The following is a 14,278-nucleotide window of genomic DNA, read 5'->3' on the forward strand; positions in this document are numbered from 1 at the left end:
AATTATCATTCTCCTTTAGATAAAGCACGGGGATGCGTTTCTTGATAAACTTTTGAAAGCCGTTCACGTGAGGTATGCGTATAGATTTGAGTACTGGACAAACTTTCATGACCTAATAATTCTTGAACTACCCGTAAGTCTGCCCCCCCGTCCAGTAAATGAGTAGCAAAAGAATGGCGAATCTTATGGGGACTTAAGGGCTTCATACCATATTTCATTTGTTCGACTCTCTTTTTTAAAATTCTCCTGATACTGCGATCTGTCAGTCGAGTCCCGTCTCGCAAATTGACAAATAACGGGTCACTAGATGTCAAATTTTCACTTCGTTTTTGAAGGTATTTTTTTAAAGCAGACACAGTTTGAGGGCCAAACAAGACATACCGTTCTTTCCTGCCTTTACCTCTGACGAGTGCCAATCCCTCATTCAAAGAAATATGGCCAATATTTAAATTCATGCATTCAGATACTCGTACACCAGTAGCATACAGGAATTCCAACAAAGCCCGATCTCGTAAATCTGCCAGAGTATCCCCATGAATAGAATCGAGTAACTCATTCATTTCTTCTTGATAATAATACTGAGGAAGTTTTTTTTCCAAACGAGGTGCGGAAACTCCATCCATTGGATTGTGCTTGATCATAGAACGATCAACGAGGAATTGAAAAAATTTTCTATAGCAAGAAATTCGACGAGCCAACGTAGTTTTGCTCATACCATCCTTTCGTTGAGCAGCAAGAAATGTCCGAATATCCAAACTGTCGATATCCGACCATTTTTCAATTCTCTGCTGAAAAAAATCAAGAAGATGGACTAAATCTCCAGCATATGCACGCAATGTATGATTGGATAAACGCATTTGAAATTCTAATTGAGTTAGAAATTCATCTATTGCTAGAGACAACCTGCTATCATTTTTCAGTTTAGACATAATGTCCCACTCCATGCAAAAATTTCTGCAAGTCATATAAAGCTCTCTCTGACAATTTTTCGGCTCGCTTTTTTTTATCAACAATTTTTTCATCGAGAGGAGGGAGCAGCCCAAAGGTAGCATTCATCGGTTGAAAATATTTAGAATCCGTTTGGGTGATATAGTGAGCCAGACTCCCAATAGCTGTAGTTTGGGGGAAAACGAGAGGATTTAAATTTCGGGCTAGTCGACCCGCATTAATTCCAGCTACCAGTCCAGCCGCAGCTGATTCCACATATCCTTCTACTCCTGTCATTTGGCCCGCAAAAAACAAATAGGGATTCATCTTGGCTTGATAAGTAGGATTGAGTAATTTAGGACTATTGATATATGTATTGCGATGCATCACACCAAAACGAACAATTTCCGCATTCTCGAGACCAGGAATCATTCGAAATACCCTGGTTTGTTCTCCCCATTTAAGATGTGTCTGAAAACCTACCATATTTAACAAAGTAGCAGCTGCATTGTCCTGTCTAAGCTGCACAACAGCAAAGGGACGCTTGCCTGTCCGCGGATCAGTCAAACCCACAGGTTTCATAGAGCCAAACAGAAGTGTCTGTTTTCCTCTTTTCGCCATAACTTCTATAGGCATACACCCTTCAAAATACTTCTCTTCTTCAAACTCTTTAAGAGGTGCTGTCTCAGCATGAACAAGGGCGTCATAGAAATCATCAAATTCCTGTTCTGTAAAAGGACAGTTTAAATAATCAGCATCTCCTTTGTCATAACGAGATTGCGCAAACACTTTATCCATATTGACTGATTCTCGCGTTAATATTGGCGCAGCAGCATCGAAAAAATACAAATAATCTTCTCCCATTAAACGGGCAATCTGCTCCGACATGGCTTGAGATGTCAAAGGCCCAGTGGCAACGATACAAAGTTGATTTTGTGGTAATGCCTTTACTTCTTCCCTATAAATTCGAATAAGCGGATGATTTTCTAAAGTTTTGGTAATATCTGCAGAAAATTGTTCACGATCGACCGCCAACGCGCCCCCCGCTGGAACCGCTGTAAGATCAGCTATACGAATAATGATTGAGTCTAGCCTTCGCATTTCTTCTTTAAGTAGTCCCACTGCATTTGTCAAGAGATTCGAGCGCAGAGAATTGGTACAAACAAGTTCAGCAAAGTACGGAGTATGATGGGCAGGAGTACTTTGTGTCGGCCGCATCTCATACAAATCCACTTCTATTCCGGCTTTAGCTAATTGCCAAGCGGCCTCTGAGCCAGCCAGCCCCGCTCCGATCACAGTAACCCGAGGCACCTTCATCTTCCTCTCATTATCCACATAGATAGGTTATTTCTGTTATATTAATTCGCTATAGTCTACAATCATTTAGGAACAGAGCCAACAATCTCCACAGAAGGATGCGCAGACTCATTACTACAAGTTATCCACGTCTTACCCTTCGATGTTTTTTCAATCATTGGATATCCACAGACAGGACAATCCTGACCCGTTGGTTTATTCCAAAGAACATAATCACAATCAGGATATCCTGTGCACCCATAAAAAACTTTTTTCTTACCTCGCCTTTCTACAAGCGGTTTGCCACACTTTGGACAATTAACCCCAACTTCTTTCACCAGCGCTTTGGTGTTACGACATTCAGGGAAACCAGGGCAAGCTAAAAACTTACCGTATCTCCCCGTTTTATACACCATCATTCGTCCACATTTATCACACTGCACATCTGAAACTTCATCTTGAATTTGTACATGTTCAAGAGAAGCCTCTGCCTCAGAAAGTTCTTTCTCAAATTCTTTATAGAAATTTTCCAGAAGATTGACCCATTCCGCTTTACCTTCCTCAACCAAGTCCAGTTCAGACTCTAATTGAGCAGTAAAATCCACGTCAATTAATTGTTGAAAATTCTTCATCAATAAATCAACCACAATTTCTCCTAATTCCGTAGGTACAAACCGTTTATTTTCCAAAACAACATAACCACGTTTTAAAATGGTATCCATAGTTGGAGCATATGTGCTCGGTCTACCAATTCCTAATTCCTCCATAGCCTTGACTAAGCTTGACTCAGAATATCGCGGGGGTGGTTGAGTAAAATGCTGTTCCGGAACATAATCCGGTTTATCAAAAGATTGATTTTCTTTTAAGGCTGGTAACATCTTCATTTCATCTTCAGATACATCATCTTGCCCTTCAGTATATAAAGCCATAAAACCAGGAAATCTTACAACCGAACCAGTTGCCCTAAAAACAGCTTCTCCAGCCAAAAGATCTACAGAAGTAGTCTCAAGTTGAGCAGAAGCCATCTGACTGGCTACAAATCGCTCCCAAATTAATTTATAAAGCTTCCACTGTTCTTTAGAAAGATAAGGCTTAAGAGACTCTGGATCACGTAAAACAGACGTAGGTCTTATCGCTTCATGCGCATCCTGTGTAACGCCTTTGGATGTATACTGCCTTCTCTCAGAAGGAACATAATCTTTTCTGTAGCGCTGCTCAATCCAATGAGCAGCCTCATTCTGCGCAGATTCAGCAACTCTGGTTGAGTCAGTTCTCATGTAAGTAATTAAACCAACTGTACCTTCATCTCCAACATCTAAACCTTCATAGAGTTGTTGGGCAATAGCCATAGTTCTATAAGCCCGAAAACCGAGTTTGCGAGCTGCTTCTTGCTGTAAGGACGAGGTAATAAAGGGTGCACTTGGATTGCGCTTTCGATCTGTTTTTTTAATGCGTGAAACCACCAAAGGTAGATCTTTAACATGTTCAAGCAATTTCTTAACTTCTGCTTCATTTTGCAAAACAGTTTTTTCATTCCCGTAACCATAAAAACGAGCAATAAATTTTTGTCGACCTACCGTTAGATTGGCATCAACCGTCCAATACTCTTCAGGTTGAAAAGCGCGAATCTCGCGCTCTCTATCCACAATGAGTCGAACAGCAACCGACTGTACTCTTCCTGCAGACAATCCTTTTTTTACTTTTCTCCACAGAAGTGGACTCAGTCGATATCCTACCAATCTATCAAGTATCCGGCGAGTTTGCTGCGCATGAATTAAATCTTTATTCAATTTTCTTGGTTCCTGAAAAGCGGCCTTGATAGCATCTTTGGTAATTTCATGAAAAACAACCCGACAAGGAGTATCTTCTGGGATATCCAGAATGTTTTGAAGATGCCAGGCAATCGCTTCACCTTCTCGATCCGGGTCGGCAGCCAGAAAAATTTTTTTTGCTTTTTTTCCGGCATCCCTTAAACTCTTAATGACATCTCCCTTTCCACGAATAGTAATATAATGCGGTTCAAAATGATGTTCTACGTCAACACCAAGTTGACTTTTCGGCAAATCTCGAACATGTCCCATTGAAGCTTTCACTGTATATTTTTTGCCAAGATACTTCCCAATTGTTTTCGCTTTGGCTGGCGATTCAACAATGACCAAATAATCCGCCAAACCGTTTCCTCCTTCGTGGGCCAACTACAATACTTTATCCAAACAAGTATCTGCAAAAATGACTAAAGTAGCATCTTTTATAAATCTAAGACAAAACACGAAAATGTATTTTACTAGATAGATGGATAGTAACCTATTTTATTGAAAATTCTTGAGCGTCTTGGTTCACCCATATTATCATCCGAGGAAAATTGTTTGCAAACGCATTCTACTGAACTGATTCACCAAATCACGTCATCCATTGATTTACTGAATATTTTTCCGAATGAATCTTCCTCCAGGGAGACGTTCCACCCACCCAGACAACTCCGTTTCGAGCAGTATGGCATAAATACTCTCTTTTGGCCAACGGAGAATCCTCATCAGTTCATCTATGCCAAGCGGTTCCTCTAGTTGTTGAAGAAGGATTTTCCAATTTTCTGGTAACGAATGAAGATTGCTCTTGTTCTTTTCTATGCCCATTTCGAGCAAAAATTCTTCAGGATGAATCAATGGTTTAGCTCCATCATATAATAATTGGTTACTTCCTTGACAATGCACACTCGTAATGGGTCCCGGAACCGCATAAACTTCTCTGCCAAGATTGAGTGCTAATTCAGCAGTTGTCAACGCTCCAGAATGATGTCCTGCTTGCACTACAATCAGGCTTTCCGAGAGAGCTGCTAATATCCTATTGCGTTCAATAAATTGATATTTCTTCACCCTTACATTGGGTGCATATTCGGAGACACAAAGCCCCTCTTCACTTATCTTTTTTTGAAGACTGGAATGCGTTACGGGATAGGAGATATTTAAACCCGAAGCCAGTACAGCAATAGTTTTGCCCGGACCTTGCAAAGCCGCTTGATGAGCTTCACCATCTATTCCTAATGCCATCCCAGAAACAACAGTAATATGTGCGAAAGAAAGCACACCAGAAATCCATCGACACGCTTCTAGTCCATATGGAGATGCTCTGCGTGTGCCAACCACACCTACATTTTTTTGATTTAAAAGTTTTTTATTTCCTTGATAGAATAGCCATATAGGAGGCGAGGAGAGATTGAGGAGACGCATAGGATAATCCCTGCTAACTTTACAAATAAAACCAATATTTTGTTTCTGTAGCTTTTCCTCAATCTTTTCGATTTCTATGCTCCTTCTCCAGAGACACCATTTTTCCAATTTGTATGAATATTGAGGTATGAGAGATTGAAGTTCTTGTATATCTGCTCGCCATAGATAGGTGACATCCGGAACTTGCTCCAGCCAATGACGAGTTGTATTTGGCATTAAGAAAGGAGCACAGGCAAGTCCTAGATACATTTGACTCACATCCAATTCTCTATCCCCTCCTCAAGGTTTTATCTTGTCCCTGCTAATATTTTTTGTCGATAATAAAAAAGAGAATTCTACTCCTTAAAGTAGAATTCTCCAAAAATATCGATATAGTTCATTAACGTTTTATTTTACAGCGCTCCAACAATCCCTTCTCTTCCAATACCGAGTAGAGCGTAGAACCCATCTCCGACGGTGTAGGAGCAACACGAATTCCACATGATTCCATAGTTTTAATTTTTGATTCCGCTGTACCACTGCCTCCAGAAATAATTGCACCAGCATGCCCCATACGGCGTCCAGGAGGTGCAGTTGCACCTGCAATAAAGCCTACTACAGGTTTGGTCATGTGATCACGAACAAATTCAGCGGCCTGCTCTTCAGCTGTACCACCAATTTCACCAATCATAATCACAGCTTCCGTATCGGGATCTGCCTCAAACATTTTCAAGACATCAATAAAATTCGTTCCGTTTACTGGATCGCCACCAATACCCACTGCAGTAGATTGTCCAATATCACGCACTGTCAATTGATACACTGCTTCATAGGTAAGTGTTCCACTGCGAGAAACAACGCCTACTTTTCCAGGTGTGTGAATATATCCTGGCATAATACCAATTTTGCATTCTCCAGGAGTGATAACACCAGGACAATTAGGACCAATTAAACGAGTATGACGCCCTTCCATAAAGCGTTTAACTTTAACCATATCCAGTACAGGAATCCCCTCGGTAATACAAATCACCAAGTCTAGCTCAGCATCAACCGCTTCCATAATAGCGTCAGCCGCAAACGCAGGCGGTACATAAATTACAGAAGCATTAGCGCCCGTTTCACGCACAGCTTCAATGACCGTATTAAACACAGGGATTCCTTCAACAGTGCTTCCACCTTTTCCTGGAGTCACACCGCCTACCATTTGAGTACCATATTCAATAGCCTGTTTAGTATGAAATAAACCTTGCGAACCGGTAATGCCTTGCGTAATAACGCGTGTATTTTTATTCACTAAAATACTCATTCGGTTTCCTCCTTAAACCAGAGCAACCATCTTCTGAGCTGCATCGGCCAACGAATCGGCAGCAACAATATTCAGCCCGGATTCGTTCAAAATTTTCTTACCCAACTCTACATTTGTCCCTTCCAAACGCACAACCAACGGTTTATCAAGACCAATTTGTCTAGCTGCTGCTACCACACCATTGGCAATAATGTCACATTTCATAATCCCGCCAAAGATATTGACCAAAATCCCTTTGACCTTACTGTCGGATAAAATAATTTTAAATGCTTCTGTAACCTTTTCTTCACTTGCTCCGCCGCCAACATCCAAGAAATTGGCAGGTTCCCCACCATAGTATTTAATGGTATCCATAGTAGCCATGGCCAACCCAGCGCCATTTACCATGCAACCAATATTGCCATCTAAAGCAATATAGGAAAGTCCAAATTTAGAAGCTTCCGTCTCTTTGGGATCTTCCTCATCTAAATCGCGCAGTTCCTGAATCTCAGGATGGCGATACAAGGCATTATCATCAAAATTCAACTTTGCATCTAGCGCCATAATCTGCCCATCCCCTGTTTCAACCAAGGGATTGATTTCTGCAATTGAACAATCTTTATCCACAAATGCGTGATAAAGAGCGGTCATAAATTTGACGGCTTTATTAACCAACTCGTTAGGAATACCAATAGAAAATGCCAAATTTCTTGCTTGATAGGGATTGAGTCCCGTTGCCGGATCGACCGTTTCTCTAAAGATTTTTTCCGGTGTCTTAGCGGCCACTTCCTCAATTTCCATACCGCCTTCTGCCGAAGCCATCATGACAACGCGTCCACTTGCACGATCGAGAACCACGCCTATGTAGTACTCTTTTTTGATATCGGTCAATTGCTCAATCAATAATCTTTTGACCACCTTGCCAGTTGGTCCCGTCTGATGGGTAACGAGTACCTTCCCCAACAACTCTGAAGCATGAGCCTTGACCTCATCTAAAGATTTGGCCAGTTTGACGCCCCCTGCTTTACCGCGTCCTCCCGCATGAATCTGAGCTTTTACGACTGCTTTCCCACCAAGCGCTTTGGCGGCCTCTACTGCTTCTTCCACTGTAAAAGCGACACTACCCTGTGGAACAGCAACGCCATACTTGGCGAGCACAGCTTTCGCTTGATACTCGTGAATGTTCACTCTCCACGGCCTCCTTAACATTCAAACAAAGCGCGCGCTGAACTGATGTCAGTGTTTGTTCAGCACACGTCCAACCTCTAGCATAGAACAGCAAAAAAGGAATTACAACTTTCCGATCACGATGTCTGTGAATCCAATGAAAAAAGCTGCACTAAAGGCAGCTTACATGGTATTTTTCAAGAACAAAACTTTTCTGACCGAGCCATCTTGTTCCATGAGTAGTTACCCAGTTAACCAATCTTACAACTGATGCGCCTGAACAAGCGAAACAATATAGCCGAGTAACATACAAAGAGCAAGTACAGCAAAAGAACGGGATGATGAACGGGCAGTATGAATAAAAGAAAGCCAGAATGCTGGAATAAAACCAATACTGGCGAAAAAAATAGCTAATATGACCCAGCGTTCAGCATGAGGTAGGACAAAAAAAGTTGCGATAGAACATATAGCAGAAATGGCGCAACAGAGATATGCAAGAAGCGTAAGGACAAAAGGTAATTTTAAATACGATTCTCGCCAAGTGGTAAGACGTCGCTTTTGACGAAATGTTCGCAAATCCACCACTTGGCTGCGTTGACCCTCTGCTTGCCTCGATTTAGCCGTTTTCTTGTTGGGCTCTTGCATAAGCTCACCTCGCTGCACCAATATTGTTGCTCTGATGGTATCTCTCCGGTGTCTTTCTTGCAATAGTTATTCTGGATAATTTGAAACTATCCGTTACATGATGGCAAACCATTGCTCTTTTGATATATGAAATATACACAGAGTGTAGACAGAATTCACAAAGTCCATATATCGGTTGTGGAGGTTAACACAAATTGATGGGAAAAACGTATAGTGCAGTTTTAGATGGAATTGATAGTTTACCGGTAGAAGTAGAAGCAGATGTATCCAGAGGATTACCTTCCTTTCAAATTGTTGGGCTACCAGACTCAACTGTGAGTGAGTCTAAAGCCAGAATCCGTTCTGCCATTAAAAACTCCGGAATTGAATTTCCCAACAAAAGAATTACTGTCAACCTCAGTCCTGCTGGAATTCGTAAACGCGGGGCAGGTTTAGATCTGGCCATTGCTTTGGCTATTTTGCAAGCAGCAGGACATGTTGAAAATTTCCCTCAAAAAACAGCCTGGATTGCTGAACTAGCTTTAACAGGTGAACTTCGACCTGTACCTGCCGCATTGAGGTTGACACAAGCTTTTTGCATTGATGAGTGGCATCATGTTGTTGTTTCTAAACATCAGCATGATGCAGAGTGGTTACCAAATCCAAAAATTTGGCTATCCGCCGACAACTTGCGGCAAATATTAGCATGGTTTCAAGAAAAAATCCAACTCTCTAGTCCGGATTTACTTGCTCCAATTCAATCTTTTTCATCAAATAATGATTTTTCACACATTCACGGATTGGATTGGGCGAAAAGAGGCTTGGAGATTGCTGCTTCCGGCAGAATGCATACCTTGCTGATCGGGCCACCGGGCAGCGGTAAAACAACATTAGCACAGCAAGCAGTCTCTATTTTCCCTTCATTGTCTATGTTACAAGCTCAGGAAGTCATATCAATTCACAGAGCCTATTCACGCGAGATTAACAATTCACTTATGGCACCTGTAGTTCAGCCCCACCATTCATGTTCTGTGGCTGCTATGATTGGTGGAGGCAAACCCATTTATCCTGGAGAAGCCACTTTTGCACACCATGGGATTCTGATTCTAGATGAATTGCTTGAATTTCCCTCAACAACCTTGCAAGCTCTTCGCGAGCCTCTAGTTGAAGGGACCATTCGTTTAGCCAGAGGAAATGGAGTTAAATTGCTACCAGCCCAATTTACACTGATTGCAACTACTAATCCTTGTCCGTGCGGAGAGTATGGATTTGGAGAATGTTCTTGTACTTCTCAACAACGAGAGAAATATTGGAAAGCGGTACGTGGTCCGCTTTTAGACAGATTCGATCTGTGTATCAGTGTAGGACGTCAAACATATAAAGAAAATGATGCGTATACTATAGAAACCTCCAAAACCATTCAAAAACGAATTGTTAAAGCCAGGGAATTACTTGATAAAAACATACAAATACCCTGGGAGAAAACTACCAAGAAGCTTTTAGACAAATGGGCCGAGCAACTGCGTTTTTCTTATCGAGCCGTCCTCAGTGTTCAAAAAGTAGCCCATATAATCGCATTACTTGAGCAAAGTTCAAGTATACATCACTCCATTCTTGAAGAAGCTATTTCCTATCGCAATACTTCCATAAGGTGAAGCAAAGAAACTTAAATGTAGACCAGTCTATGACAGCACATACTACAAGAATCAATTTTCATAGGTAAAATGTGAAAAAGATATAACTTCTTCTCGATACATGACAATATCAATCCAATCCAACTGGATTTCAGGAAACTCAATAGAGTTGAACATAGGTTGCTCGTGCACCAAATAATATTGCAACAGCTTGAACATTCTTTTAATTTTCTGGGTAGTAGCCGCTTCATTGCTATAACCCATAGTTAACGATGCACTTCTGGTTTTAACTTCTATGGCAATGATTTTATTGGATTTTTGTGCTATGATATCCAATTCACCGAAAGAACATCTCCAATTATGAGATAAAATATGCCATCCCAAGGTTCGTTTGACATATTCCCTAGCCAAACGCTCGCCTTTCTGTCCTAATTCACGATTCCCGCTCATTGGCAAATAAATAGGCCAAAATATGAGCCACTGGCTCATATAATTCCTCAGGAATAACATCATCAATTTCTAATTTCAATAATGAATGAACTAATTTTTCATCTTCCCAAATCGGCACATGGTTTTGATGTGCGGAGTCTATTATTGCTTGAGCGACTTGTTCAACGCCTTTAGCCAGCACGCGCGGAGCAGCATCAACTTGTTGGCGGTATCTTAACGCAACTGCCTTTTTGACTTTCACTCTGCATCACCCGGTTTTTCAAAGTGATAAGACCATTGTTTCAGTTCCCATCCCAACGGTTGTAAAATATTTTTAACCACCGCGCCTAGCGATTGAATTTTCTTCAAAAATTTCTCATGTCCAGTTTCGATATGAACAAATAAAAGAGGTTGTAAGGTTGTAATATGCATCACCACCGGCTGTCGCTCATAGACAAGGTTAAGCACCATATGATGCATAATCTTTCCACCCACTGCTAACTTTGTCTGTCGTTTCGCACGCCATGGGAAAACTCTTGCTCGTTGGCTAGAATGCGTAGAATAGGAAAGGAGACCTGCACCATTCCGTTCAAATGGATTAACCACCACTGCAGATGAAAAACGATTCAACAAGATTTCTTTACGAATAGGGAGTACCCATGGAGATTTCATATCGTCCAAATTCAGTTTGGCAAAGGAAATAAACTGGGCTAGTCCATCTCTTGTACGAATAAACGAAAAACGGTTCTCTCTGATTTGAGGTTTGTCCATTATACCTGTTCGCACTAATTTTTCCATATCATTTTGACTCACCAATTGCTCTACCATAGACCAATAACGTTCAATCATGGGATGAATAATTTGTTCCAGACTACCATTTTTTTGGTCACTCGCATTTTCCGCTGAGGCTATACTCCCTGCCATCCAGTCAAGGATAACTTTTCTCCAGCCCCATTCGGCTTGCTGAATCTCTCGGCTTTTCCAAAATTGTGCCGGCCAATCATGCAACGTATTCGATTCAGGTTCATTAAGAGCTTGAATTGAAGTCGCTTGATGCAAGGTTGCTGGATTTTTTGTTCTTTCAGCTATCGTACGACTTTCAGTAGAAATTTTGGCAGATGGTTGAGTTGATGAAATATTGGAAGACGGTGATGTGGGATGAGATATTTTATTCACGGAAAGTCATCCTTCGCGATTTCTCATTATCGTTTGAACAGGAGAAAAAGATTGACGATGATGGGGCGAAATACCATAAATATTCATAGAATCAAGATGTTGAGAAGTGCCGTAACCCACATTATTTTCCCAATCATAGAAAGGGTATTCCTTTGAAAGATTTTTCATGTAACGATCTCTCCATTCCTTCGCCACAATAGAAGCGGCACCAATGGATAAGCATCGTATATCCCCTTTAATAACGGACAGAGTTAGTGAGTTCACTCTGTTTTGTAAACTATCATTTCCATCTACCAATACCCAGTCTGGTGTCCATTTTAACTCTTGAACAGCCCGTTGCATAGCTAATAAACTAGCTTGACGTATATTCAAATGGTCAATTTCTTGTACACTAGCCGCCCCTACTGAAATATCGAGAGCAATTTCCTGAATTTTCTCCAGTAAAACCTCTCTTTTTTTGGCGGTCAACTTTTTCGAATCTGTGATACTCTGAAGTTCTGCTATTGGAACATCTGGAGAAAAAATAACAGCTGCTGCAACAACAGGCCCCGCTAAACACCCCCTACCTACTTCGTCTACTCCTGCAAGTAAAACTTGTTTTGAACCTACAAGCCAACGTTCCACTTGCCAAGAACGAACCAGCATGTACACCACCTTTGATTTTCAAACTTTATCCTTTCAATAAAAAGCAATTTTGCCATATCAACTTAGCAACCGTTTAACATTGAAAAGACACTGCTTATTCTATCGAGATCATCAATAATAATCTATCCGTTAATGGCTGATTCATTCTACTCAGCACTCTATTCTTGCCCGTGTACCCATTCAAAAGACACTCTGCCCAGTTTACCCGTCTGCAGTTCACGAAGTAGAGACTCTGCCATACGTTCTAAATCCGGACGCGCACCAGACATTAACATGCCTTTCATACGGGTCATTTTTTCAAACAAATCTAAAAACGCTTCCGCTCCTTCAGGTTCATCGAGAGAATATGAATCATAGGAATGCGCTTCAATTTGCCATCGTTCTTCAACCAGATGCGGGTAATTTCGAATTAAGAATTGTAGTGCATGTAACGCCAAATCTACATGATCTAAAATTTCTGGTTTTATAGCCCCACTCATAGCCAAGAGATACCCATCTTCAGGGGAATCTATTTTGGGCCAAAGCACTCCAGGGGTATCCAGCAATTCAATGCTACCTATACGTACCCACTGCTGGGCTTTTGTAATTCCCGGACGATCACCTGTTTTTACAGCAGAACGTTTGGCCAATCTATTGATTAACGATGATTTGCCCACATTGGGTATACCCACCACCATAGTACGCAGAGGACGTGGTCGCATGCCCCGGCGCGCTTCCCGTTCGCGTTTAGCCTTAGCTGCCATTTCTAAAGCAGGAATAATCCGCTGTACTTGACTACCCGTTTGCGCATCGACAGCTATAGCTGAAATACCTTGATGTTCAAATTTCTGTAACCATTGCTTCGTTTGGCTTTCATCTGCCAGATCCTTGCGAGTCATCACAAGCAAGCGTGGCCGTGCTCCAATTAAATCTTTCAGCAAAGGGTTGGAACTGGCCATTGGCAATCTCGCATCGACTAACTCAATAATTGCATCAACCATTTTTATGGAAGCTTGAATTTCCCGACGTGCTTTGGCCATATGTCCAGGAAACCACTGAATCGTTTGCAATATCTTTTCACTTCCATCACATATAATTTTCTGTTGAAATCAGATCCGATAAACTACCACAGATGAAACTATACTGAAATACGAAAACTAAGAAAGGGCCACCCGGCCCTTTCCTAACGCATTTACTTTTACTAACGCAAATCAGCGTACGGCTTAAACTAGCGAATTTCTTTAATGCGTGCAGCCTTGCCAGACAATCCACGCAAATAGTACAACTTCGCTCGACGAACTTTACCGCGACGCATAACTTCAATCTTTTCTACCTTTGGAGAGTGTAATGGAAATGTTCTTTCTACACCAACACCATAAGATATTTTGCGCACAGTATAGGTAGCACTGATGGCTGAACCACGACGCCGAATGACCACGCCTTCAAAAACCTGAATACGCTCACGCTGACCTTCACGAACTTTCACGTGCACACGCAACGTGTCTCCCGGGCGGAAACTAGGAATATCTGTACGTAATTGTTCCCGCGCTACTTCTTGAAGTAAATTCATCTAGGATTTTCCTCCCTTACCTTCGACGTTCATGCTTGTTTGCAAGCAGCGGACCGTCGAGATCACGCGCGATAATATACCATATAAATTCATCAAGGTCAATTTTTTAAAAATTTCACCTAATATAAAATGGTACAATAGAACAGGTAGTCGTACGACTACCTGTTCAAAATGCATGTATTAAGATGGAGACGTGCGAGTAGAAAACTTTACTTTTAGCTTTTTGTCTTCGTCCAGCATTTTAGAAACTGAATTCCGTTCTTGCTGCGAGGAACGCATCTTCCTCAAATGATGCAAAATCTCCATATCTCGCTCCCACTGTGGGAGCTCTGCATGTTTG

The 14,278-nt window shown here is 41.5% G+C and carries 14 protein-coding genes; 1 reads left to right on the forward strand and 13 read right to left on the reverse strand.

Annotated elements, in window-relative coordinates:
* Positions 1 to 5 precede the first annotated feature (5 nt).
* The 7 genes from xerA to FY534_RS08790 form a co-directional block, all read right to left on the reverse strand.
* Positions 6 to 929 carry a site-specific tyrosine recombinase/integron integrase gene (gene xerA, locus FY534_RS08760; RefSeq protein ID WP_203114334.1) on the reverse strand — a complete coding sequence of 308 codons (924 nt, stop codon included), beginning with the start codon at positions 927 to 929 and terminating at the stop codon, positions 6 to 8.
* The gene (trmFO, locus tag FY534_RS08765; protein ID WP_072874130.1) at positions 922 to 2,244 is read right to left on the reverse strand and encodes a methylenetetrahydrofolate--tRNA-(uracil(54)-C(5))-methyltransferase (FADH(2)-oxidizing) TrmFO; all 1,323 of its coding nucleotides are present in this window, start codon (positions 2,242 to 2,244) and stop codon (positions 922 to 924) included. Before trmFO ends, xerA begins: the two co-directional genes overlap by 8 nt.
* 62 nt (positions 2,245 to 2,306) lie before the next feature.
* The gene (topA, locus tag FY534_RS08770) at positions 2,307 to 4,394 is read right to left on the reverse strand and encodes a type I DNA topoisomerase (RefSeq protein WP_203114335.1); all 2,088 of its coding nucleotides are present in this window, start codon (positions 4,392 to 4,394) and stop codon (positions 2,307 to 2,309) included.
* A gap of 246 nt (positions 4,395 to 4,640) precedes the next feature.
* On the reverse strand, positions 4,641 to 5,708 hold the full coding sequence (dprA, locus tag FY534_RS08775; protein WP_238413747.1) for a DNA-processing protein DprA: 1,068 nt from the start codon (positions 5,706 to 5,708) through the stop codon (positions 4,641 to 4,643).
* 121 nt (positions 5,709 to 5,829) lie between these two features.
* A complete protein-coding gene (gene sucD / locus FY534_RS08780) occupies positions 5,830 to 6,735 on the reverse strand; it encodes a succinate--CoA ligase subunit alpha (RefSeq protein ID WP_072874133.1) in 906 nt (301 codons plus the stop codon).
* A gap of 12 nt (positions 6,736 to 6,747) precedes the next feature.
* On the reverse strand, positions 6,748 to 7,902 hold the full coding sequence (gene sucC, locus FY534_RS08785) for an ADP-forming succinate--CoA ligase subunit beta (RefSeq protein WP_072874134.1): 1,155 nt from the start codon (positions 7,900 to 7,902) through the stop codon (positions 6,748 to 6,750).
* Positions 7,903 to 8,142: 240 nt separating this feature from the next.
* Positions 8,143 to 8,526, reverse strand: coding sequence for a hypothetical protein (locus tag FY534_RS08790; RefSeq protein ID WP_203114337.1), 384 nt, complete (start codon positions 8,524 to 8,526; stop codon positions 8,143 to 8,145).
* A 197-nt stretch (positions 8,527 to 8,723) separates the two neighbouring features.
* On the opposite strand from FY534_RS08790, the gene FY534_RS08795 reads away from it, so the two are divergent.
* A complete protein-coding gene (locus FY534_RS08795; RefSeq protein WP_238413471.1) occupies positions 8,724 to 10,160 on the forward strand; it encodes a YifB family Mg chelatase-like AAA ATPase in 1,437 nt (478 codons plus the stop codon).
* 51 nt (positions 10,161 to 10,211) lie between these two features.
* Here FY534_RS08795 and FY534_RS08800 read toward each other — a convergent pair whose 3' ends face one another.
* The 6 genes from FY534_RS08800 to rplS form a co-directional block, all read right to left on the reverse strand.
* Positions 10,212 to 10,628 (reverse strand): YraN family protein, encoded by a 417-nt coding sequence (locus FY534_RS08800; protein WP_165611978.1) that lies wholly within the window; start codon positions 10,626 to 10,628, stop codon positions 10,212 to 10,214.
* A complete protein-coding gene (locus FY534_RS08805; RefSeq protein ID WP_072874138.1) occupies positions 10,573 to 10,830 on the reverse strand; it encodes an EscU/YscU/HrcU family type III secretion system export apparatus switch protein in 258 nt (85 codons plus the stop codon). Before FY534_RS08805 ends, FY534_RS08800 begins: the two co-directional genes overlap by 56 nt.
* The gene (locus FY534_RS08810; RefSeq protein ID WP_203114339.1) at positions 10,827 to 11,744 is read right to left on the reverse strand and encodes a hypothetical protein; all 918 of its coding nucleotides are present in this window, start codon (positions 11,742 to 11,744) and stop codon (positions 10,827 to 10,829) included. Before FY534_RS08810 ends, FY534_RS08805 begins: the two co-directional genes overlap by 4 nt.
* A gap of 6 nt (positions 11,745 to 11,750) precedes the next feature.
* On the reverse strand, positions 11,751 to 12,389 hold the full coding sequence (locus FY534_RS08815) for a ribonuclease HII (RefSeq protein WP_203114340.1): 639 nt from the start codon (positions 12,387 to 12,389) through the stop codon (positions 11,751 to 11,753).
* 158 nt (positions 12,390 to 12,547) lie between these two features.
* Positions 12,548 to 13,438, reverse strand: a complete 891-nt coding sequence (ylqF, locus tag FY534_RS08820) for a ribosome biogenesis GTPase YlqF (protein WP_238413472.1) — start codon at positions 13,436 to 13,438, stop codon at positions 12,548 to 12,550.
* A 158-nt stretch (positions 13,439 to 13,596) separates the two neighbouring features.
* Positions 13,597 to 13,938, reverse strand: a complete 342-nt coding sequence (gene rplS, locus FY534_RS08825; protein ID WP_072874142.1) for a 50S ribosomal protein L19 — start codon at positions 13,936 to 13,938, stop codon at positions 13,597 to 13,599.
* Between the last annotated feature and the right edge of the window lie 340 nt (positions 13,939 to 14,278).

The organism is Alicyclobacillus sp. TC (assembly GCF_016804365.1).
Lineage (GTDB): Bacteria > Bacillota > Bacilli > Alicyclobacillales > Alicyclobacillaceae > Alicyclobacillus_I > Alicyclobacillus_I tolerans.